A 22,538-nucleotide genomic window follows, 5' to 3' on the forward strand; every position below is an offset into this window, starting at 1 on the left:
TCACGGATTCATGATCAGGCGATCACCCTCGATGCGCCAGCTTCTGAGCTTGTCCAGCGCAGTGAGGCCGAACAGGCTGCCGTTCAAGGCCCCGTCACGCGCCACAAAGCCGCGGATGTTGCGCAGGCTGTGATCGCCGACCGTGATTGTCTCGATAAGGATGGGGGCGACCATCGCCCGCCCGTTGGCGGTGGAGACGGGCACGGTGAAAGAAAGGCCGTCCGGATCAAAACCGGCGCGGCGGGCATCCTCATAGGTCAGAACAACGGCACTGGCGCCGGTGTCGAGCAGGAAATGGGTCCGGGTCCCGTTGACCCGGCCATCAAGCACGAAGTGCCCGGTCGCATCCCGCACGATCAGGATCGACCCGTCGGGCTGCGTGACGGCGAGCCCGGGCGCAAGGGCACCAAGCACGCGGTAACCGGCCTGGACGAGATCGGTCCGGTAGGTGTAACCGACGACGAGAAGGGCACACAGACCGCCCCAGAAAAGCGTGCCCTGCACGATTTCCCGGATTTTCGGCTGGCCGAAGATGAAGCTCGCCAGGAAGACGAAGGCGAGGGCGGACAACGCGACGATCCGCGGTCCGCTGTCATCGAAGTTGATGTTTTCCGGATCGGTGGGATCGCCAAAGAAGTAATAGAACCCGGCCGCGAACATAATAACGACCAGCGCTGCGACAACGAAGCCCCGCAACTGTCTCGGTTTGTTGCTCATTACTCGCCGCCTTCTTGCCCCTCGGCGGCGCGGCGTCCGGGCAGGTCGGCCATGATCTCGGCGCGCCGTTCCTCGCTGTAGCCGGCCCAGCCGGCGATTTCATCGAGGGAACGCGAACAGCCGGCGCACAGTCCGGTCGTCCGGTCAATCTGGCAGAGTTGGATACATGGCGAGTTCATGATGCCGATATGGCCACAGATTGTGGCTTTGCCAAGTCACAAAAGCGTCCATCCACGCTCAGGATGCGTCTTCAGCGGGAAAATGGCGCGGTCACGATATTGATCGGGAGCGCAACCGTGTTCCCCACGAAAGATCCGAGGCTGTCTCCCAGCGTGGCTCCGCGCTGCAGATCCGTTGTCGACGTGCTCAGGCTCGAGTGCCCGAGCATTGCACGAAATTCCGGGCTGAGTTCCGCGAGCTGGGCAAACTTCGAGTGGTTGGCCGAGTCAAGGGACCCAAGCTCCGTCACGTCGATCACGATCGCACCGAGTTCGGCAAGTTCCTGGTCGTTGGAATACGCCCCGACCCGTTCCTTGCCGCCGGCAATCGCCCTGGAAAGCCGCAGGGCGCGGTCATCTCGTGAAACGACAACGACATACGGATTGGCCGGTCTGCCGAGTTTCCTGAGCTGCGCCTTGAAGAGATCGATGTCAATGTCCGGCGCGGCCAGGATTACCACCTTCAGCTTGCCCTGCAGCACCCGGCGCTGCTCCGCTGAGGACTGGACGGCCGTCTCCATGAGCAGCCAGTTGCCCATGGAGTGCGCGAGAATGGTGATGTTGTCCGCATTCGTCTTGGCAAGCAGCAGCATGGTTTCCGCAAGCGATTGCCGAGCGACTGCGGCACTGTTCAGATCGTAGACATAATCCTGAAGTTTCCCGCGCGACGCCCAGGTGAACAGTACGGGCACACCGTCAATGTCGCCGTCGTGGACCACCTGGACGAAGCGATAGAGCGCTTCGGGAAACAGCGTGTTGTATCCGTGTATGAACAGGAAGATGTCGCGTTTCCCGCGTGGCATCTTGGCCAGACGGTTGTTGATCTGGCGAATGAAGGTGTTTTGGTCCTCAATGTAGCCGGCATCCCGGGCGACGAACTCGGTCGCCGGGTTGCCCGGAAGGCTTTCGGGCCATTCGATCTGGCTGACCTCGTGGTTCGGCGGCACGGAGATGGTGGCATGCGCGTAGCTGACCCCTTCGCCGCGCTCTCCATTGAAATACGTGTCCGGACGGCTGTCGCGCTCGCGCGTCGTGACGACCATGATGTCGTGGGATTTTGCGCCCTGGGCGGGGACTTCGGTCAGCGCCAGCGCGCCAAATTCCGGGCGGCTTCCGCATCCGGCCAGCACGACAAGCAGAGCCAGCACCAAAACAGACCTGAGGGCATGAGCCCAAGCGTCTGCAGAACCATCGTGAATTTTATCAATCATCGCGTGTCGCCGCCCACCTAACACCTGCTCAAGGCACCATAAGCATCCCGACCAGGAATCCAAGCCCGCAGATTTGCTGAATGGCGCCGAGAACGTCACCGGTCACGCCGCCGATCTTCGCCTGCGCAACGTGCCCGACGGCAAAGCCTGTGCCGATCGCGATCACGAGGCCCAGGAAAAGAGCTACGGGGGATAGCAGGAGTGCAGCGGGGACGAGAAAGGGAAGCGTCAGCAACGCGGCTTTGCGCGCTGTCCCGGCATTCGGCTTGCCAAATCTGGCAGCAAGGCCGTCCGGTCGCGCCAGCGGTCGTTGAGACCATTGCCACACAAGGACCGCGCGGCTGAGGGCTTCGGTGCCGAGGAACAGCAGCGCTGCATCTGCCGGGCTGAATTTTTGCCACAGAACCGCCAGCAGGGAGATGCGCAGGACAACGGTCAGGACAAGGGCGAGCGCGCCGAAGGCGCCGATGCGGCTGTCCTTCATGATCTCGAGCCTGCGGGCGGGCGTTGTTCCGCCGAAGAAACCGTCGGCGACATCGCCAAGGCCGTCTTCGTGCAGGGCCCCCGTCGTTGCGCACAACGCTGCGAGGACAAGCGCGGCGACCGCGATACCGGGCAGGGCGGTGTACCCAAGCATCGTTCCGAGACCGGCGGCGGGAAGGGCGACGACAACGCCTGCCAGCGGCGCCGCGCCGGCGATTTGCGGAAAATGCGGTGCCGCCGCCGGATTGTCGGCGTCAGTCACCTTCGGCAGGGGAAGGCGGGAAAAAAAACGGACGCACGCGGCGGTGTCCGCTGCAAGCATCGCCAGAGAACGGGACAGTTTCGAACGTGCTGCCGCGGACCCGTTCTGACCGTGTTTTTCCCGGGAATCTGAGGATTGGTCGGTTTCCGAGCTCATCAGGCCGGTCCTGTGCTTGAGTTTTTCCAACGCGCCGTTATAGATCAGCCGCCAGAGAGGACCAAGTATCGGAACTCCCATAAAAACCAGACCGGGAAAAACAACATGTCCCTATCCGAGACCGCGCTTCCGTTCGATGATATCCGCAACCTCGTCAAGTCGATGCCGGGTCCGGACGAGGAGGCCTTGCAGAAGGTCAGGGACAGGGACAGTCAGCTGACGAAACCGGCCGGTTCTCTCGGACGTTTGGAAGAAATCGCGGAATGGCTGGCCGCCTGGTCCGGAAACACACCACCGAAGGTCTCCCGGCCGATGGTCGCGATCTTCGCATCCGCGCACGGGGTCGCCGACGAAGGCGTTTCGGCGTTTCCAAGTGCCGTGAACAAGCAGATGGTGGAAAACTTCGCTGCCGGTGGAGCCGCCATCAACCAGCTCTGCCGGGTCAACGACATCGGCCTGAAGGTATTCGATCTTGCGGTCGACATGCCGACGCCCAGCATCACCCGCGAAGACGCCATGGACGAGGCCAACTGCGCCGCGACCATGGCCTACGGCATGGAAGCGCTGGCCGGTGGGATCGATCTGATCTGCCTCGGTGAAATGGGGATCGGCAACACCACGGTCGCAGCGGCTGTCTTTCACGGACTGTTCGGGGGGGAGGCTTCCGATTGGATCGGCCGCGGAACCGGTGTCGATGACGACGGTCTTGCCCGCAAGCGCGAGGCCGTCGAGAAGGCGGTGGCCAGGCTGAACGGCGAGACCGATCCGCTCGAGATCCTCAGAAAGGTCGGTGGCCGTGAAATCGCGGCCATGGCGGGCCTGATCATCGCCGCGCGCCTGCAGCGCGTTCCCGTCATCGTTGACGGCTTTGTCACCACGGCCGCTGCGGCCGTGGTCTACGCGATGAACCCCTCCGGGCTTGATCATTGCCTGTTCGCCCATGTCTCCGCGGAGCATGCGCACGGACGCGTGCTTGAGCGGCTCGGCAAGGACGCCCTGTTCGATTTCGGAATGCGGCTAGGCGAAGGCTCTGGCGCGGCACTCGCAGCCGGCGTGGTCAAGGCCGCGTCCGAAATGCATTCCGGAATGGCGACGTTTGCTGACGCGGGTGTTTCCGGAAAGTCCTGACGTCAGGCGCTGCGGGCGGTTTTGTTTTGCTGCGCGGCTGCAACAGCCGGGGATTGGTTCGTCTCGGCCGCGTAGTTCATGTTTCGCGACGGCGGCAGCGATACGATCACTTCCGTGCCCTGGCCAAGTTTGGACTTTATGGTGAACTTGCCGTCATGCATGCTGACGAGTGCCTGGACAATGGACAGACCGAGACCGGTTCCCTGTTCGGCACTCTTGATCGCATGCGACCCCTGACCGAAGGCTTCGAGCACCGTTGGAATTTCCTCTTCGGGAATGCCCGGACCATTGTCGCGAATGGAAACATACTGTCCGCCATCTGACGTCGGTCCCAGATTTACCCGGACTTCACCCCCGACAGGCGTGAACTTCACGGCATTCGACATCAGATTGAGAATGACCTGCCGTACGGCACGCTCATCGGCCCAGACACGTGGCAGATCCGCCTGGTGCGCATGATGAAGCGCGATCGACTTCGCCTTTGCACGGACCTTCATCATCGTCCCGCATTCGGCAACCACGTCGTGCAGGTAGATGCTTTCCTCGTGCAACTCGTGACGGCCCGCCTCGATCCGGGAAAGGTCCAGTATCTCGTTGATGAGATTGAGAAGATGTTCGCCTGACCCGTGAATGTCTTCCGCGTAGGACCGGTAGTTCTTGTTGGTCATGGGACCCAGAACCTCGTCCTTCATGATTTCGGAAAACCCGAGGATGGCGTTGAGCGGCGTTCTCAGCTCGTGGCTCATCGTCGCCAGGAACCGGGATTTCGCCAGATTGGCGGCTTCGGCGCGCCGGCGTGCTTCGTCGGAAACGGAATTCGCGGTTTCAAGTTCGGCGATCAGGTGATCCTTGTCCGCACGGTATTCCAGCATCGTGTTGGCGTTTTTCAGAAGCTGGTTGCCCAGGATCAGGAAGAAGCCCTGCGCTCCGATGGCCATGGCCGCGAGCGTGTAGTGAACGGCACTGGACTGCTGCAGGAAACTGAAGGTCACCACGAACGTGATCGGCAGCGTGCTTGCCAGGAGGCATTTCGGCAGGTTGGCCGACTGCATCGTGTTCATCGCGATGACGATCAGGAGCGTCGCAAAGTGGAAGATGACCAGGCCTTCTCCGGACCCGATCCGTTCCGGCATCAGGAAGAACATTGCCCAGCTGCATCCGTAGATCAGGTCGCCGGCCGTGAACCGGCGGCGCCAGACAACCCGCACTTTCTGGTCCGAAGGTGCTTTTTCATAGGAGTGGCTGATCACGACCATCAGGAAGTGCGTGCAGATCGTGACGAGGAACCAGGCGCCCATGAACTGCGGACTGACCCAGAGCGAGGAGATCGCCGCCACGATCAGCGCAAGCAGCGGCGCGGCAAACGCCGCGTTGATGCGCGTATCGGCGAAGAGGTGCTGGCGCTCGTGCTCGAAGGTCGACTGGCGGTTTTCAGGCGCGCCAAGGCGGCTGCGGATATCACGTACCGAGCGTGCAAGCTCGCGCCGCCGCTCGGCGCGCCGCCTGTTGATCGCGATTGTGTCGCCAATTGAATCTGACGCTTGGGACTTCATGGGACGCCGGAAAATGTTGATATCGTTATTGTGATGCTGCGTGTTTATGCACTCTGACTCATCATTCCTTAAGATCGTCCTCAGGATCGTGGTAAGCATTGCGTTAACCGGCTGTATCAGGGTGCAACTCTTTGTCCTTTCAACATAATTCCTCATCGCTCAACGATCTCGCCACACGTATTCGTGCCTGCCGGAAATGCAGCGACGATCCGCTCGGAGAGGCCCTGCCGCACGAGCCCAGACCGGTCCTGCAGGTGTCGGCAAGCGCACGTCTGTGCATCAGCGGGCAGGCGCCCGGCACGCGGGTACACAAAAGCGGCCGGCCGTTCACCGATCCCTCCGGCGACCGGCTCAGAAACTGGATGGGAATTGACGAGGACATCTTCTACGACGCCGATCGGCTCGCCATCGTGCCCATGGGATTCTGCTTTCCGGGCCTTGACGACAAGGGCGGGGATCTTCCGCCGCGAAAGGAATGCCGAGACATCTGGCATGATGCCCTCTTTGCCGAAATGCCGAGAATAGAATTGATCCTGGTGATCGGACAATATGCGCAGGCGTATCATCTCGGCGCGATGCGCAAGAAAAGCCTCACGGAAACCGTCGGTTCCTGGCAGGACTATTTCACCGCTGCGGTTGAAAGCGGAAAGCCGAAGGTATTGCCGCTGCCGCACCCGTCATGGCGCAACAATGCCTGGCTCAGAAAGAACCCGTGGTTCGAAACTGATCTTTTGCCCGTTCTCAGGGCGGAAGTGGCGCGGCTGATCTCTCCAATGCGGTAAGGTTGAGGATAAAATGCTCAGATCGCTGCGATTTGACATGCTTTAAGAAAAATTCCATACGTCAATCCGCCTGTACCTGGATTCATTTCCTTCAGGCTGATATGTCCGTGTTGAACATCGCGTGCCTGGAATTGGAACTCACCGCCATGATTGATCGCATCGATCGCCGCATCCTGTCGATACTTCAGGAAGACTGCACCGTCCCGGTTGCCGAAATCGGCCGGCGTGTCGGTCTGTCGACGACGCCCTGCTGGCGCCGGATCCAGAAAATGGAGGAAGACGGGGTCATCACAGGACGTGTGGCCATCCTGGATCCGGCCAAGGTGAACGCGAAGGTGACTGCTTTCGTTGCGATCACGACAAGCCAGCATTCGGAAGACTGGCTGAAAAAATTCGCCGACGTGATCCAGGAATTTCCGGAAGTGGTCGAGTTCTATCGCATGGCGGGGCAGGTCGACTATCTTCTGCGGGTTGCCGTGCCGGACATCGAAGCTTACGACGCCTTCTACAAAAAGCTGATCGCAAAAATTGAGATCTCGGATGTGTCGACGACCTTTGCGATGGAGCAGATCAAGAACACGACGGCTCTGCCATTGTCCTACGTCGTTCCGGAGAAAGTCCGGGGAGACGCTTAGGCTCAGGACCACCCGTATTTTCGCTATACGGCCGCGGCCAGCACGTGAAACGCTGTCTCGTCGCAGGGAGCCTCAAGCCCCATTGAGGGGGTGCCGTGCGAAAAAACGGGCGGCCTCGGGATCGGTCACCGGCTGTCCGGCGAAGATTTCCGCATAGGTCCGCATGCGTTCGAGGCGCGGAGCCAGCGGGTCCGAGGGCCCGTCCTTCTTCATCGAAATATAGCCGATCTGGGTCTGATAGACCGTGTTTGCCCGCACGTTTGCGTGGAGGGCTTCGAAGCCGAAGCGCTCGAACATGGATTGCAGCGCCTCGACCCGGATCAGGTCGGCCTCTTCAAGCATCCCGGCGAGCCGCATGTCGGAATGGGCCCAATTCCGGACGGCAAATTCCAGTCTTGAATCGAACAGGCCCGGCATGAGCCACAAGTCGAAAACATTCAGGATGGCCTCGGTGATGGTCTCTGCATAGGCTTCGGTCCGCCGGATCAGATTGCCGGTGTTTTTCGATTGCCAGAGCTCGATCAATGCATCGAGCAGATCCTTGCGATCCGAAAAGTGACCATAGAAACTCGTTCGGGACAAACCCATGCGTTCCGCGAGCGGCATGACCTTGACCGCATCAATGCCGCTGTCCAGCAAGGCACTGTAGGCCGCCTGAATCCAGAGTTCCCGTGTTCCGCGCCATCCGCTGGTTTTTTCGATCAGGGGTTCGGTCATGGAGGCTCGTTAGCAGCTGATTTCCGGCCGAACAAGCCAAATTGACATGTATGTCTTTAAAAACGACATAAATGTCGTTTTTGCGGCTTTTCACCTTGCAGTTCCCCGCAATAAGCTCGCCACTGACCGGGCAGGCCGGCCGGATGCGAATTGAGGGAAGCGCATGTCAAGGGATCCACTGCTGCAGCCTTATCAGCTCAAGCACCTGACGCTGAAAAACAGGATCATGATCACGTCGCATGAGCCAGCCTATCCCGAGGACGGCATGCCCAAGGACCGCTATCGGGCCTATCACGAGACCCGGGCAAGGGCAGGGGTCGCGCTGACGATGACGGCGGGTTCGGCTGCCGTGTCGCGCAATTCGCCGCCCGCCTTCAACAACATCCTCGCTTACCGCGACGAAGTCGTGCCGTGGATCCGGCAGTTGACCGATGCCTGCCACGATCACGGCTGCGCCGTCATGATCCAACTCACCCATCTGGGCCGCCGGACCGGCTGGAACAAGGGCGACTGGCTGCCGTCCGTTTCCTCGACAATGGCCCAGGAACCGGCGCACAGGTTCTTTCCGAAGCTTGTCGAGGACTGGGATATAGCGCGCATCATCCAGGACTATGCCGACGCCGCGGAGCGCATGAAGGAAGGCGGTATGGACGGTGTCGAACTGGAAGCCTACGGCCACTTGATGGATCAGTTCTGGTCGCCGGCGACAAACCAGCTTGATGGTCCTTACGGCGGCGGAACGCTTGAGAACCGCATGCGGTTTTCGCTTGAGGTCATCGATGCCATCCGGCAACGGGTCGGGGAGGAGTTCATTCTTGGAATTCGCTTCACGGCCGACGAGGCGATGACGGGGGGCATAACCGCCGAGGAAGGACTGGAAATCGCCCGGCGCCTGAAAGCGACCGGTCAAATCGATTTCCTCAACGTGATCCGCGGCCATATCGACACCGACGCCGCGCTGACGGACGTCATCCCGGTGCAGGGCATGCGCAACGCTCCGCATCTCGATTTCGCCGGAAGGGTGCGGCGGGAAATCGGCCTGCCGACATTCCATGCGGCCAAGATCCCCGACGTTGCAACGGCACGTCACGCGATCGCCGAGGGATTGCTGGACATGGTCGGCATGACGCGCGCGCACATGGCCGATCCCCTGATCGTCCGGAAGATCTCGCAAAAGCGGGAAGAGGATATCAGGCCCTGTGTCGGCGCGACCTACTGCCTCGACCGGATCTACCAGGGGGGGGAAGCTCTGTGCATTCACAATCCCGCCACGGGCCGCGAGTTGACGATGCCGCACGAGATAACGCCGGCAAACGAGACGAAAAAGGTGGTTGTTGTCGGGGCAGGCCCCGCCGGCATGGAGGCGGCCCGCGTTGCATCTGAACGCGGCCACGATGTTGTCGTCTTCGAGGCGGCACCCGATGCGGGCGGACAGGTGCGGCTGACGGCCCAGTCCGAGAGGCGGCGGGAAATGATCTCGATCATCGACTGGCGCATGCAGCAATGCCTCGCCAGAAATGTGAGATTCAACTTCAATACATACGCGGAAGAGTCTGATGTCAGGTCAGAATCACCGGATACTGTTATTGTCGCGACAGGTGGTCTGCCCCATACCGATGTGCTGTCCGAGGGCAACGATCTGGTCGTCTCCGCCTGGGATATCATTGCCGGGGATGTCAAACCGGGCCGGCAGGTTCTCGTGTTTGACGACGCTGGGGATCATGCAGCCCTGCAGGCGGCCGAAATGATCGCCAAGACTGGCGCGCATGTCGAGATCATGACGCCCAATCGTTCATTCTCGCCGGAGGTCATGGGAATGAACCTGGTGCCCTACATGCGCGCGCTCCAGGACAAGGATGTCCGCTTCACGGTCACCTATCGCCTCAAGGCTGCCAAACGCGCGGGCAACTGGATCACTGCGGTTATCGGAACGGATTATTCCAGCCATACCGAGACGCGCGACTTCGACCAGATCGTCGTCAACCACGCAACGGTTCCGCTGGACGAGCTTTATTTCGACCTCAAGCCACGGTCGAAAAACCTCGGCGCCGTGAACCAGGAGGCGCTGATCTTTGGCCGTCCCCAGCCGCTTGAGGCCAATCCCGATGGAGAGTTTGCCCTGTTCCGGATTGGGGATGCGGTGTCCGCCAGGAACACCCATGCCGCGATCTACGACGCTTTGAGGCTGGTGAAAGACATCTGACGTCGCCTGGATGCGGAATTTTTGGGCAGCGTCTCACTTGAATAAGCGGATGCCGTTTTTGAGCTATGGCGGAGGATTGGTCCGGGACTAGTTTTCCGCAGCATCAACGCCCGGTGGCAGCGAACACATCAGGATCACACACATGTACAGCGACGCGGACATTCTATCGCTCTTGATGAGCCGGCGGCCCGGCTATTCCCTGCCGCAACCGTTCTATACAGACAGCGACGTGTTTCAGGCCGATCTCGCCCACATCTGGCAGAAAGACTGGGTTTTCGCGGTCTGTTCCGCAGAACTCCCGAAAACCGGAAACTACGTCACGATGCAGATCGGCGCGTACTCCGTCATTGTCGTGCGCGGTGCTGACGGGGTCATCCGGGCCTTCCACAACTCGTGCCGCCACCGCGGCAGCCGGATCTGTTCCGCCGCCAGGGGATCCGCGCCCAAGCTGGTGTGTCCCTACCATCAGTGGACCTATGAACTGGACGGCAAGCTCCTCTGGGCACGCGAGATGGGAGCCGACTTCAACCCCGGGGATCACGGGCTGAAGACGGTTCACTGCATTGATGTGTCCGGCATGATCTTCATCTGTCTTGCCGAGATCGCACCCGACGCGTCCGGCCTTCAACGTCAGGCCGAACGCTATCTCGGGCCCCACGACCTTGGAAATCTGAAGGTCGCGCACCAGTCGACGATCATCGAGAAAGGCAACTGGAAGCTCGTGTTGGAGAACAACCGGGAATGCTACCACTGTTCCGGCTCCCATCCTTCGCTGTGCCGGACATTCCCCGACGATCCGAACCTGGTCGGAGCCGATGACGCGTCGACCTCAAACGTCGGCAAGCAGCACGTCGAGCGCTGCGAGAACGCAGGACTGCCCGCGAAATACGTGATCTCGCCGAACGAGCAGTGGCGCTTCGTGCGTATCCCGTTCCTGGGGGAAGCCGTCAGCTACACGATGGACGGCAAGGCGGCCGTGTCGAAGCGCATCGGAACCGTCCCTTTCGACAATGCCGGAACGTGCCTGTTCTTCAACTATCCGAACACATGGAACCATTTCCTGTCGGATCAGGTTCTCACCTTCCGTGTGCTGCCGATCGGGCCGATGGAATCCGAGGTGACCACCACGTGGCTGGTTCACAAGGATGCGCAGGAAGGCGTCGACTACGACCTCGAGCGGCTGACCGAGGTCTGGACCCATACCAATGACGAGGACCGCCGGATCGTCGAGGAGAACCAGATCGGCATCTGTTCGCCGGCCTATGAGCCGGGGCCGTATTCACCGGTGCAGGAAAGCGGCGTCATCCAGTTCGTCGACTGGTATGCCGCGCATCTTGAAACGTCCCTTCTCGGACGCTTCCGCGTCGCGGCGGAGTAAGCCCATGATACCGATGCCGGGACGCGACACGCCTGTCTGGTCCGACAGCGAATTGCTGGAATGCGTGATGGTGGTGCCCGAAGCACCCGATGTGAAGACCTTCTCGTTCCGGCCGCCGTCCGGGGCAACGTTTGTCTACCGGGCAGGGCAGTTCATCACGCTGGATCTGCCGCTGCCCGGCGGCAATGTGCAGAGAACCTACACGCTGTCGTCTTCTCCGGTGTCCAACGCCTATGTTTCGGTGACCGTCAAGGCCCAGACCGGAAGTCAGGGATCGCGCTGGCTTCTGGACAATCTGAAGCCGGGCATGCGCCTGAAGGCGTTCGGTCCTGCCGGGCTCTTTCATCTGCCGCCGAGCCCGGACGGCAAGTTCCTGTTCATCTCGGCAGGCTCAGGCGTCACACCGATGATGTCGATGGCCCAGACGCTTTTTGAACGCGGCGAAGACCCGGACATCTGTTTCATCCAGTGTGCCAGACGTCCGGCGGATCTGATATTCCGTCAGAAACTGGAATACATGGCGAGCCGGGTCACGGGGCTGCAACTGCACTTCGTCGTCAAGCAGAGCGATCCCTATGAGGTCTGGACCGGCTATCGCGGGCATTTCAACCAGCTGATGCTCGGTCTGATGTGCAACGATTACCTGGAGCGCGACGTCTATTGCTGCGGTCCGGAAGGGTTCATGGATGCCGTCCGGGAGATCCTGAATGCGCTCGGGTACGACATGGACCGCTATCACCAGGAGAGTTTCCAGGCACCTGCCGAAACCAAGGCGGAACTGACCGAATTTGACGATGTCGTCCCGCAGGAAGACACCAAGGCGCAGATCGTTTTCGCCCATTCAGGTGTCTCTGCCTGGTGCACCGAGACCGATACCGTGCTTGCGGTCGCCAAGGATGCCGGCCTCAACATTCCGTCCGGATGCACGTTCGGCGTTTGCGGGACCTGCAAGGTCCGGAAACTGGACGGCGAAGTGCACATGGTCCATTCCGGCGGGATCAGTGAAGACGACATAGAGGCAGGATACATCCTCGCGTGCTGTTCCAACCCGATCGGCACCGTCGAAGTCGAGGTTTGAGCGGGATTATCCGATCCCGAGACGCTGACGCACTTTTGGCGAGGACAGCTCCTTCACGGTCTCGCGGCCGATCCTGCGCGCGGTCCGGTCGTCGGATCGGGCCAGTTCCTCGCCCAGGTTCAGTGCCGGACCATGCAGAGACGCCGAGCGTTTGCCGATTTGCCTTAACGCCCAATGCACCGCCTTCCAGACGAAATTGCGGTCGTCCGTGGAGGCCGCGCGGATGAAGGCGAAGCAGTCAAGAAACGCCTGATCCGGAGCGGTTTTCGCGTGGACGGCGCGCCAGGCGATCAATGCAAATCCGGCCCGCTTCACGAACTCGCGCTCGCTCGCCACGAGGTCTGCGACGAGTGCACCTGAATCCGGGCGCCGGGCGTAGACATTGGTGAGCTGGTCGCAGAGATCCCAGGACTGGATGTCGTCAAGCCAGCGCTGCATCAGCGCTGCCGTCATCGCTTTCGGAGGCGTGATCAGGATCGCGAGCAGCCGGGCCTCGTGAAATCCGGTAGCCCAAAGATCGCCTGCCAGGTCCGGCGACTTGCCGAGTTTCCTGGAAAAAGGGCGCAGAACGGAAAGCGGCACTCCGAAGGCTCTGGAAGCGTCGATGCCGAACCGGGCCATGCCCTGCCGGTTTTCCTCTGTTCCGAGATCGCCAAGGTGTTGAAGGACCGCCTGTGCTGTCCATTCTGAAGGGTCGTGGCGCATGGGTTCCCCTGGCAAAGATTTGATTTCAACCGCGGTCGAGCCTACTGCTGTCCGGTTTGAAAAATACAGTAGAATTTATGCCGTAGAGAAAGGTGCGCAATTCCGATCGGCACCAAGTCGGGATACGGTGCTTTCTCCCGGACTTGTCGTCCCGGTTTGCCGCACGCGCGGCAAGACCGGGAACCAGTACTCCATGTGGCCGAAGGTTGAAGGATGAAGGAGAAACAGGTGGTTACTGGGTTCCGGCCTTCCGCTGCGCTTCAGCCGGAATGACAAGTTTACTGACCGGGGATCGCCTGAATAGATCATGACCGGTTTAAACCGGGCCGTAGTGGGTCGAACCCTGCAAGCATAAGGCGGTTTCAGCGGCAAACGGAAGGCGCTGCGAGGGCAAGGGCATCCGGTGTGACCCAAAAAAAGCAGGTCCGGCGTTTGTGCCGGACCCTGTCTTGTTGAGACCGTCGATGAAGGCTCGCGGGGATTACACCCAATAGGGTCTGCGCCACCAGACACGGGCGGCCTGTTCTTCCCTGTTCCGTTCCTCGGCCAGACGGCGCTTGGTGCGCGGGTCCGTCGTTTCAGCGCGCGAAGACCGGGTTGCTTCCAGAAGGCTGCGTGCATAAATATCTAACATTGACTTACACTCCTCGGTTGGCGTCTGATGGGAATATGGCTCTGATGCGGGTGAAACGCGAGTCAGGAAGAATTTGAATATGTAAGGAAAAGTTACATATGGACTGGCGTACCCTGCCTCCGCTGAACAGTCTCAAGGTGTTTGCCGTCGTGGCCGAGACAAAAAGCCTTTCCGCTGCCGGACGGGAGCTCAATGTCACCCATGCGGCTGTCAGTCAGCAGATCCGAAGCCTCGAGAGTTTCATGGGACTGAAACTGATTGTGCGGGAAGGCCGGGGTGTCGCGCTGACCCTGGAAGGTGAACAATTGTTCGGCGGACTGAAGGGCGGTTTCGAAGCCATTCGCGACACCGTCGATGCGCTCCTCAAGGACGACCAGGCAAGGCCGCTCAACATCACCATGACGCCGACATTCGCGGTCAGCTGGCTGATGCCGCGCATCAACGATTTCCGGCTGAAGCACCCGGACATCGAGTTGATGCTCAACCCGACGGCCGAAGTCATCGAACTGACGCCGGGCGGCACCGACATGGCGATCCGCTTCGGCAGGGGCGACTGGCCCGGTCTGGATTCCGAATTGCTTTTGCCGACCAACTTTGCTGTTGTCGGGGCGCGCTGCCTGATCGGCGACAGGGCGATCGACAGCCCCGAGGACATTCTGGACTTCCCGTGGCTACAGGAATACGGCACCAACGAACTGGCGATCTGGATGGAGAACCAGGGCGTGGTGCCCTGTGAGAAGCTCAACGTCACCCATCTGCCGGGCTACATGCTGCTTGAAGGCCTCAGGCGCGGCGAGGGCGTCTCGGCGACAGCCAAGGCGTTTATCAAGCCGGATATCGACGCAGGCAGCCTTCAGGTGCTTTTCGAGGATGAAGAAGACCCGGGAACCGGCTATCACATGCTGACACGGCAGGGCGTCAAGCGCCCACCGTTGAAAAAGCTGATGACATGGCTGCGCGTCATGATCGCGGAGGATGGCGAGAGAGCTCGAACCGAGCCTCCCCGGGCAATGGACAACAAGCGCGATTGGTGCACTTGAAACGCAAATGATCTGGGCTGAACGAAAGCATTGTTGGGGGATTGTTGTCAGGACCCTGTTTGACGCTTCGACGCACTAGTCGACGCGTTCGATATCGTTCAGCTCAAAGCTGCTGTCGAGAAGTGCTGGCTCTGGTCCGTAAAAGCGCGCCAGAAGAAAGAAACGACGTTCCGGATCGGTCGGTAGCCAGTTGCTCTCTTTGCCCTTCGGTGCGGTCGGTCCGAAGAAAATGTCGACTGACCCGTCCTCGTTGGCCACGACATCGGTCATCGTTGAGTCAATGCTGCTCGGTTCCAGATCGCGCAGGTAAGATGCTGTTTCCAGGTCGTAGGTCGTTATCGCCCAGAAGTCTCTTACCGGCACATCTGGCGGCATTGTAAGCTTGTAGTTCCGGCTGCCGTCGAGCCATTCGCCATCCGGGGTTTCGGCAAGATCGAGGTAGTAGGTTGAACTGCCGTAGTTTTTCACGCTCGTGATGATTGCGTAGTAAAGCGCGCCGCGTGCGTGATAATCGTAATATGCAGGGTACTCGTAGGACCACTCCGTTTCGCGGGAACCGTTGGGAACCAGTGCCGACCAGCGCTTGCCTTCAAAGACAAACGGATTCAGAACGCGGTGGTATTGATCAATCATGTATTCCAGAGCCTCTGGCCCGGCGGCATCGAACATCGATTGAAGTTCATCGCTCGGCGCAAAGGGCTGATCCCGCCTGATCCCGATTCGTGACAGCAGCCCCATCATGGCAAGGTCACGCTCCAGAACAGTTTCTTCGCCGATCATCTCGTGGATCTGTGCGTATATGCTTCCATCCAGCTTGGGTGTCATTTCCAGCAACTTGCCGAAAAGATCGACGTAGTTGGTCGATGGACTGTCAGCTTCCGAAAGAGGATAGATCCTGAGTTTTTTTGTCAGTTCCGTCGCCCTGGCAAGGTTCTCAGCGGTTGCGCCACCCGGCAGGATCGGCCGCAAGACCGCAAAGCCGAAGTTGGTCTCCTGCTCATAGACGAGCGCGTTTTGCAGGAGTGGACCGTCGTAACCCGGCGGAACAATAAGGTATTTTGCGCCAAGGCCGCGATCGCGTCCCGCCGCGCCAACGTCGTCCAGTGGCCTTTGCCACGCATCCATGATTGTGCCGAAGATCCCCACTCCGTCTTCAGAGGGCGGCATTTCAACCACCACTGGGCCATCTTCGATGGACCAATAGGTCATGATGTAGGGAGTGGTGTTGTTCGGAGTCGCCGTCTGGAAGCGCCAGTCCTGTAATTGCGAAAAATAGCCGACATCATTCGGACCAACTCCGGCATCAGCCAGCGCGTCCCGGTAGAATTTGAAATTCATGAGGGGCATGGCCCAAACAGCGGCATCTACTGCCCGGTGGTATGTCATGCGCTCGTCTACGCTCGCCCCCACCATTTCGAACCCATCGGCATGGGCATTGGCCCCGAGAACCATACCAAGCAATATCACGCCAATCTTTGATGATCCCGCAAACCACCCCATGAAAGCCTCCTGCAAAAGGAATTTTCTTTTTCTTGGAATTGCAACACTATCTTCCCGCCAACACCGCTTCGAGATGTTACTTATGACGTTCGTCAAATTGACAGAGCTGGAGTGATTGCCCTGCGTTTGCACGAGACTGGAGCGAGAACGTCCGTAACTCCCGGCGGATGCTTCGTGTTGAGCCGGGCGCGGACCTGAGTGGGAGCCACAGGAATTGTCCGCTTTGAGCGAAAAAGATCATTCTCGGGTCATCGCAAAACAGGAACGGATTGTTGTCCCGGATCTCCACGTTTGATTGCGGAACCGGACCCCAAAAATTTGAACATACTGGACCTATTCGCGAAACCGCTTTTGAGGCACGGATAGAACAGGCAATTGGAGTTCTCGATCCATGACGAATACGCAAAACACCGCCAATCCGCTCGTTCTTCCAGATGACCTGCCACGACCGGTTGACGATGGCGGAGCTGATCATCTGAAGGGGATGAAAGTGCCGTCGGTCCATTTGCGCGCCACATCCGGAGACCGGGTGGATCTTTCGAAGGTCCCTGGCAGGGTGGTCGTCTACGCCTATCCGATGACTGGTGTTCCCGGCGTCGAACTGCCGCCCGGCTGGAACGATATTCCCGGCGCGCGCGGCTGCACCCCGCAGACGCTGTCGTTTCAGGCAGAAAAGGACGTCTTCGCCGCCTTTGGAGTGAGCGTTTTCGGCTTGAGCACGCAGACCGCGGACTATCAGAAGGAACTCTCCGACCGCCTGGATCTGTCTTTCCCGGTCCTGAGCGATACCGATTTCGAGTTCTCGGACGCCATGCGACTGCCAACCATGGTGGTCGAGGGGATGCGGTTGATCAAGCGGCTGACCCTCATTCTCAAGGATGGCGTTGTCGAGCATGTCTTCTATCCGGTCTTTCCACCGAACAGGTCCGCAGCCGAGGTGATCGGCTGGCTTCAGGACAACACGGCCGGGGAACACGGTTCCGGCGTCCTGATCTACACGACACCCGATTGCCCCCATTGCCGGGCTGCCAAGGCGCTCCTGCGGGAGAAGGGGATCGCTTATGTCGAGGTCGATGTGGACCGCGACCCGGAGGCGGCGAATGTCATGGTTACCCGCAGCAATGGCCGACGCACGGTGCCGCAGATCTTTGCCGGTCCGACTCATGTCGGCGGCGGCGAAGACCTTGCCGCGCTGGAGAAAGACGGACGGCTGGACGCACTGCTTGCAGGAAAGCCGGTGTAGCACGTAAGCGGTATCGGGCGTCGGACGCGCTGAATCCAGGCCCTGCCAGATGCAGACAAAAAGAGAGCGCGGGACCAGTACCTTGCAACCGGCACGCATGGAAGATGAAACGGTGTACGTGACTTTGGGCCCCGAAGGCACCAATCATGATTTTGTTCTGCGCAATTATCTGCGCGAGCGCGGGAGCCCGGCGCGGGTCATCCACGCGACGGACGCGGCCCGCATGCTGGAACATTGCGTCCGCGGCGAGGCCACACATTTGATGATTTGTGCCGCTCACCCGGCTGCCGCAGAGACGGTTGCGACAGCCCAGTACGCGCACGGTATCCTTTTGACCGACACTTTCATTGCGACGAGCCAGCCTCTCGCGATCTTGTCCCGGTTCAATGTCGAGCATCCCCGAACCATTGCGCTCCATCCGGCGACACGTTCTTACACGTCCCTGTCAGAATTCGACGAGATCATCGATGCAATGTCGACCGTCGCCGCTTTTGAGGGATTGTTGCAAGGCAACTGGGACTGTGCCCTCACGCTGCGCCGCTACGCTGAGACCGGGGATGTGAAGATGGTCCGGCCCGTCGATGCGGCGCGAGACGCCTGGCTGGTCCTCTCGCGCGGCCAATAAGACCCTTGGCCGCCCTCGGACACATCCAACACCGGATTCACTTGCAGATCGGCAGTTCCAGCGGCGGTTGTTTCGGCAAGGAGCGCCGCCATTCGTTGATGATCGGCTGCAGTTTTCTCTTCGGCCAGAACTGGGGCGCTCCGATTGCTTTCAGGCAACTGGCGTTCCAGTAGAGCCCCGCGTTGGCTAGCGACTTGCGTTTGCTGACCGCATTCGCCACCGCGTTGATGTCGCGTCCCTCGGGATAGATGTAGAGCGTGGTCGGGTTTCCCTCGACAAGCGACAGGATCTCCCGCGATTCGGACGGTGACCAGGTGGTGCAGCCATTGCTGCGCCCGCCGGTGTAGTTCACCAGCTTGCCGTATGGGACATAGCCATCCTCGTCCGCGTGCGGACTTTTCGGGTTCTTGAAACGGCATTGCCATTTCAGGAAAACAGCGGGGTGCCCGCCGATGGCCCGTTCCCGGGCATTTGCGGCGTCGCCTTCACCGTCAAACAACAGGAACGTCCGGTGAAAGGCTTTCCTTTTGCCGGACTGGCGGTGGTACCCTTTGAAGGATGTCCTCGTCTCGGCCGTGACGTAAGCGCCACCCGCCGTGAGTTTCGACCCCTCCGCATTGCTGAAATTCCTGGCGCACTGGCGACCGTTCGAGAAATTCGCGCGTTTCAGTTTCCGGCCGTTGCCGTAGCCGGACGAAACAGCCCGGAAAAACTTGCGTTGCTCGCAAATGACATAAAACCGGCGCCCTGGCTTTCCACTGCGCGCCGTGCTCGGGCGCGTTGCGTCCTTGGCGAGATAACAGGGGTTTCTGACTTTGCCCTGGCGGCGCTTTCGCTCATAGAGCGCACGCGCCCTTTGAAGGACAACCGGCGCAATTTGTCCTTCGGCGGTACCGACATGTTTTTGCAGCCAGCCGGGAATTCTTGAATTCTGCTGCGCCGCATCGGCCGGCGGCACACCCGATATGGCGGCAGCGAGCATAACGGCGAGGGTCAGGTGAGGCCAGGCAAACGGCAAGATCGGTCCTCCTGCAAATCGCGTGTCTCTGATACTACACGCAATGCGCCGGTTTCACTTGCGCAAAGCGAAGGAAAACACGTCTTGCGTCCAGAGACCGGTGCAAAACGTGCCCTAAGGTCAGAGTATCTGCCGTAGTCGATAGGCGAGCACCGTCCGTGCTCAGGACGCGTTCTGCGCGAACAGTTTTTCGGCCATGACGCCCACGCGTGTTTCCACCGCTTCGAGTGCATCGAGAATCAGGTCCTCCCGGAAGCGTTGTCCGGCAACCTGCACCGCGACCGGCATGCCGTCATGCATCGAAGGAGACACGATACCTGCGGGCAAACCCATGTAGTTCATGGCAAATGACCAGATCCCGCAGCCGAGCACTTCCATGATGCCGTCCTTGCCCTCCGCGTCCCTGTTCCAGGCATAGGTCGGAGACGGCAGGAAGGGGCACAACACGAGGGGATACTCCTCAAACAGGAGATTCCACTGGCGTATGAAATGGGAACGCCTTGCCATCTGCTGCAGCAGTTCGTCGTCCCTGAAGGGGGGGAACAGTTCAAAATACTCGTCGAACATCCGGTTGATTTCGGAGCTGCCGTGTTCGCGGACATCCTTCAGCATCAGCACGTTGACCTCGCCCATCAAGGCGCGGTAGCCCGTTTCGCCGATTTCGCTGATGTCGGGCGTCTCGATCTCGATGACCTCGTATCCGGCATCGATCAGGCAGTCGCGGGCGGTTTCAAGGGCCTGGAGGATCGCAGGGTGTGCCTCGAACTGATAGGTGTTGGTGGTGAACCCGACTTTGACCGGCTTTTCCGGAGCGGGGCCATCGAACGGGACGGGGGCCTGCCAGGGATCGTGCGGGTCGTAGGCGATGGCCGACCTCATCGCGAGCCGCACATCGCGGACCTCCCGGCAAATCACCCCCTGGACGGACATCAATTGCGCGAGCATACCGCGCTCGGCCTTTTGCGAAGGGTTCCAGGCAGGCGTGCGGCCAAGTCCCGGTTTGACGGTAACCGCACCGGTGGCGGCAGCGGGAAAGCGCAGCGACCCTCCGATGTCGTTTCCGTGGGCGATCGGACCCATGCCGCTCATGACGGCGGCCGAGGCGCCCCCTGACGACCCGCCGGGTGAGGCCCAGTCATTCCACGGGTTTGATGTGCGTCCATGCAATTCGTTGGTCGTCGTAGCGCGAAAGGAGAATTCAGGCGTATTCGTGCGGCCGATCACGATTGCGCCGGCATTGGTCAGGTTTCGCACGAATGGCGCGTCATCCGGCGCGACAATGTCGGTGAAGGCCTTGACCCCGTTCGTGGTCGATTTGCCCTTCTGGTCGACATTGACCTTGATGGTCACCGGGACACCGTGCAGCGGACCGAAAGGACCGGAATTGTTCTGGACAGCGTCCAGATAGCGCGCGGTTTCGATCGCTTCATCGCCCAGGTCATCGACAACCGCATTCAGATGACCGTTTTCTGCGCGCATGCGCGCCACGGTGCCTGCAACAACGGCTTCAGCCGTTGTTTCGCGCCTTGCGATCTGGTTGACGAGTTCGCTCGCGCTCAGCTGCCAGACTGGTTTTTCCGCCATGTATCAGGGCTCCTGCGTACGGCCGGTACGCGCAATCATTTCCCAAAAAGCATTTGTACCACCTGTCGGTCTTAGAGCAGGCGGCTCCTGACGGCAATGCGGCATCACTGTCTGAAAGGCCAGCGCGTCCGCAGGCGGCATCAAACGGCCGGGTTCCGGCCACAAAACCTGTCCCTGCAGTCGCACCAGACCGAAACGCCCAGTGTCTTCACGGCAAGGCAACCGGTCCGCAGATCCTGTCTACAGCGTCTGTCCGGGCGCGCTCTTGACTACTGGTTCGGAAAATAGTCTTCGCAACCACCTTCGCGGTACACATCGGCCGTACAACAGTGCAAACCGCCGCCAAAGGCATAGGCGTCGCGCAGTTCGACCTCGACGACTTCCATGCCCAGCTTGTCCATTTGCTCCGCCTGATAGACTTCGGACTTTTCGACACACACCGTCTTCGGATCGAGAACCAGCACGTTCATCGACAGCCAGACGCTGGAATAGCAAAGTGGCGGCGGCGCGTTGTGTGCGGGCTGCGCGGCATCCACGATCTCCCAGCCATTCGCTTCGAACAAGCCGCGCTGTTCCGAAGGTAAGCGCCGCTGCGGGTTGTTCAGGATCAAGCCCGGACGCAGTGGCGTGAAGGTCGCGTCAATATGAATGGGGTAGGGGTCTCCGGGGAAATTCACGGTATGGACGCGATGGTCCGGAAAATGCCGGCGCAGCCACTCGATGCCTTTCAGGTTCGTCGTGAAACCGTGCTGTACGACGAGATCCCTGCCGAAACGCAACACGTCCGCGGCATCGAACAGGGGCTCCTCTTCCGTCGTCACAAAGAACTTCTCGGCAGCCCACTGCAGACGCTTTTGCACGCCTATCTTTTCCGACAGGTAGTCCGGGTGATAATCGGCATCTGTGAGCCGGGGTTTGGGCGCGGCCTCGTGCCGGAAATTCGGATCCTCCTCCCAATAGCGCTGCAGCAGCGGGCGATAGTTCAGATATTCGAACCAGCGGCACCGATAGGACATCGTCGCCTCGAGGATTTCCGAGCCGACGGTCAAGAGCACGTCGCGCGGCGGCATGCATCCGAACTGGCTGTCGGTATGAAAATCGGGTGTCGTCGCAGGCAGCGAATGATCGATGGGAACCGGCCGGTCGACCCGGATTCCCCGGGCCTCCAGCTGGGCCGCGAACGTGTCCAGGAGTTCGTTGGCGCGATCGATCGTTTCCTGCGGGCGCCGTCCCCATTGTCCGCGCATGTCGCTGTCTTCGGGGACTTTCGCATCAAGCGCCGGTTCCTCGGGAGGAATATGGCAATCATCGGCGCGGCCGACGATGACGTGCTTCAAAGGATCCCATTCGTTCCAGCTACTTACGACCGTTTTGTTCATTCTTTCCTCCGCCCGGCAAGGGTCGCAGAAGATAGGAGTTTTCTCTCATTTGGACAAGGCATCTCGAGCGCATCGGGCAACTTCTTTTTCACCGGGATCGGCTGGAGAAAAGTCACGTGTTTCTTAAGTTTTCCCGGTCAAACTGCACAGACGTCATTCGAGACAGACATCACTCGATGGGCTGCCTGTCGCGGCGTCATTGATCGCGGTCTCGAATGGCGCCAATTGAGGTATTTGACACTGTTGCAAAGCCTTCATTGAAAGTAGCGTGCGTATTGAGTTCCGCGAT

At 60.0% G+C, this 22,538-nt stretch carries 21 protein-coding genes; 9 read left to right on the plus strand and 12 right to left on the minus strand.

Annotated features, from left to right (window positions below; genetic code table 11):
* From ACO07N_RS19900 to ACO07N_RS19915, 4 genes are all read right to left on the minus strand, one after another.
* A complete protein-coding gene (locus tag ACO07N_RS19900) occupies positions 1 to 717 on the minus strand; it encodes a retropepsin-like aspartic protease family protein (RefSeq protein WP_421982693.1) in 717 nt (238 codons plus the stop codon).
* Entirely contained in the window at positions 717 to 896 is a 180-nt protein-coding gene (locus ACO07N_RS19905) for a DUF1289 domain-containing protein (protein ID WP_421982694.1), read from the minus strand. The genes ACO07N_RS19900 and ACO07N_RS19905 overlap by 1 nt, the downstream gene beginning before the upstream one ends.
* Before the next feature lie 71 nt (positions 897 to 967).
* Positions 968 to 2,083, minus strand: a complete 1,116-nt coding sequence (locus tag ACO07N_RS19910; RefSeq protein WP_421982695.1) for an alpha/beta hydrolase — start codon at positions 2,081 to 2,083, stop codon at positions 968 to 970.
* 91 nt (positions 2,084 to 2,174) lie between these two features.
* Positions 2,175 to 3,047, minus strand: a complete 873-nt coding sequence (locus ACO07N_RS19915) for an adenosylcobinamide-GDP ribazoletransferase (RefSeq protein WP_421982696.1) — start codon at positions 3,045 to 3,047, stop codon at positions 2,175 to 2,177.
* A 105-nt stretch (positions 3,048 to 3,152) separates the two neighbouring features.
* Between ACO07N_RS19915 and cobT the strand changes: the two genes are divergently transcribed.
* Positions 3,153 to 4,175, plus strand: coding sequence for a nicotinate-nucleotide--dimethylbenzimidazole phosphoribosyltransferase (gene cobT / locus ACO07N_RS19920; RefSeq protein ID WP_421982697.1), 1,023 nt, complete (start codon positions 3,153 to 3,155; stop codon positions 4,173 to 4,175).
* A gap of 2 nt (positions 4,176 to 4,177) precedes the next feature.
* On the opposite strand, the gene ACO07N_RS19925 is transcribed toward cobT, so the two are convergent.
* Complete coding sequence (locus ACO07N_RS19925) at positions 4,178 to 5,728, minus strand: sensor histidine kinase (protein WP_421982698.1); 1,551 nt, start codon at positions 5,726 to 5,728, stop codon at positions 4,178 to 4,180.
* 131 nt (positions 5,729 to 5,859) lie between these two features.
* Here ACO07N_RS19925 and ACO07N_RS19930 point away from each other — a divergent pair, with 131 nt between their 5' ends.
* The gene (locus ACO07N_RS19930) at positions 5,860 to 6,510 is read left to right on the plus strand and encodes a uracil-DNA glycosylase family protein (RefSeq protein WP_421982699.1); all 651 of its coding nucleotides are present in this window, start codon (positions 5,860 to 5,862) and stop codon (positions 6,508 to 6,510) included.
* A 149-nt stretch (positions 6,511 to 6,659) separates the two neighbouring features.
* The gene (locus ACO07N_RS19935; protein WP_421984461.1) at positions 6,660 to 7,145 is read left to right on the plus strand and encodes an Lrp/AsnC family transcriptional regulator; all 486 of its coding nucleotides are present in this window, start codon (positions 6,660 to 6,662) and stop codon (positions 7,143 to 7,145) included.
* Between the two features lie 72 nt (positions 7,146 to 7,217).
* On the opposite strand, the gene ACO07N_RS19940 is transcribed toward ACO07N_RS19935, so the two are convergent.
* Positions 7,218 to 7,862 carry a TetR/AcrR family transcriptional regulator gene (locus ACO07N_RS19940; protein ID WP_421982700.1) on the minus strand — a complete coding sequence of 215 codons (645 nt, stop codon included), beginning with the start codon at positions 7,860 to 7,862 and terminating at the stop codon, positions 7,218 to 7,220.
* Positions 7,863 to 8,025: 163 nt separating this feature from the next.
* Between ACO07N_RS19940 and ACO07N_RS19945 the strand changes: the two genes are divergently transcribed.
* The 3 genes from ACO07N_RS19945 to ACO07N_RS19955 all read left to right on the plus strand — a co-directional run bounded on the left by ACO07N_RS19945 (position 8,026) and on the right by ACO07N_RS19955 (position 12,521).
* Positions 8,026 to 10,065, plus strand: coding sequence for an FAD-dependent oxidoreductase (locus ACO07N_RS19945; protein ID WP_421982701.1), 2,040 nt, complete (start codon positions 8,026 to 8,028; stop codon positions 10,063 to 10,065).
* Positions 10,066 to 10,207: 142 nt separating this feature from the next.
* Positions 10,208 to 11,443 (plus strand): aromatic ring-hydroxylating oxygenase subunit alpha, encoded by a 1,236-nt coding sequence (locus tag ACO07N_RS19950; protein ID WP_421982702.1) that lies wholly within the window; start codon positions 10,208 to 10,210, stop codon positions 11,441 to 11,443.
* A gap of 4 nt (positions 11,444 to 11,447) precedes the next feature.
* Positions 11,448 to 12,521, plus strand: a complete 1,074-nt coding sequence (locus tag ACO07N_RS19955; RefSeq protein WP_421982703.1) for a 2Fe-2S iron-sulfur cluster-binding protein — start codon at positions 11,448 to 11,450, stop codon at positions 12,519 to 12,521.
* Between the two features lie 6 nt (positions 12,522 to 12,527).
* Here the strand turns inward: ACO07N_RS19955 and ACO07N_RS19960 are convergent, their stop codons facing one another.
* Positions 12,528 to 13,226: a DNA alkylation repair protein gene (locus ACO07N_RS19960; protein WP_421982704.1), complete on the minus strand. Its 699-nt coding sequence runs from the start codon at positions 13,224 to 13,226 to the stop codon at positions 12,528 to 12,530.
* A gap of 481 nt (positions 13,227 to 13,707) precedes the next feature.
* Positions 13,708 to 13,860 (minus strand): hypothetical protein, encoded by a 153-nt coding sequence (locus tag ACO07N_RS19965; protein ID WP_421982705.1) that lies wholly within the window; start codon positions 13,858 to 13,860, stop codon positions 13,708 to 13,710.
* Positions 13,861 to 13,958: 98 nt separating this feature from the next.
* Between ACO07N_RS19965 and ACO07N_RS19970 the strand changes: the two genes are divergently transcribed.
* The gene (locus ACO07N_RS19970; protein ID WP_421982706.1) at positions 13,959 to 14,900 is read left to right on the plus strand and encodes a LysR family transcriptional regulator; all 942 of its coding nucleotides are present in this window, start codon (positions 13,959 to 13,961) and stop codon (positions 14,898 to 14,900) included.
* A gap of 75 nt (positions 14,901 to 14,975) precedes the next feature.
* On the opposite strand, the gene ACO07N_RS19975 is transcribed toward ACO07N_RS19970, so the two are convergent.
* Positions 14,976 to 16,496 (minus strand): DUF1214 domain-containing protein, encoded by a 1,521-nt coding sequence (locus tag ACO07N_RS19975; RefSeq protein ID WP_421982707.1) that lies wholly within the window; start codon positions 16,494 to 16,496, stop codon positions 14,976 to 14,978.
* A gap of 295 nt (positions 16,497 to 16,791) precedes the next feature.
* On the opposite strand from ACO07N_RS19975, the gene grxC reads away from it, so the two are divergent.
* Both grxC and ACO07N_RS19985 read left to right on the plus strand, forming a co-directional pair.
* Entirely contained in the window at positions 16,792 to 17,643 is an 852-nt protein-coding gene (grxC, locus tag ACO07N_RS19980; protein WP_421982708.1) for a glutaredoxin 3, read from the plus strand.
* A 97-nt stretch (positions 17,644 to 17,740) separates the two neighbouring features.
* Positions 17,741 to 18,268 (plus strand): hypothetical protein, encoded by a 528-nt coding sequence (locus ACO07N_RS19985; RefSeq protein WP_421982709.1) that lies wholly within the window; start codon positions 17,741 to 17,743, stop codon positions 18,266 to 18,268.
* A 37-nt stretch (positions 18,269 to 18,305) separates the two neighbouring features.
* Here the strand turns inward: ACO07N_RS19985 and ACO07N_RS19990 are convergent, their stop codons facing one another.
* The 3 genes from ACO07N_RS19990 to ACO07N_RS20000 form a co-directional block, all read right to left on the minus strand.
* Positions 18,306 to 19,286 carry a hypothetical protein gene (locus ACO07N_RS19990; protein ID WP_421982710.1) on the minus strand — a complete coding sequence of 327 codons (981 nt, stop codon included), beginning with the start codon at positions 19,284 to 19,286 and terminating at the stop codon, positions 18,306 to 18,308.
* A gap of 162 nt (positions 19,287 to 19,448) precedes the next feature.
* On the minus strand, positions 19,449 to 20,870 hold the full coding sequence (locus tag ACO07N_RS19995) for an amidase family protein (protein ID WP_421982711.1): 1,422 nt from the start codon (positions 20,868 to 20,870) through the stop codon (positions 19,449 to 19,451).
* A gap of 269 nt (positions 20,871 to 21,139) precedes the next feature.
* A complete protein-coding gene (locus ACO07N_RS20000) occupies positions 21,140 to 22,249 on the minus strand; it encodes a serine/threonine protein kinase (RefSeq protein ID WP_421982712.1) in 1,110 nt (369 codons plus the stop codon).
* Positions 22,250 to 22,538 lie beyond the last annotated feature (289 nt).

Source organism: Roseibium sp. (genome assembly GCF_965229775.1).
Lineage (GTDB): Bacteria > Pseudomonadota > Alphaproteobacteria > Rhizobiales > Stappiaceae > Roseibium.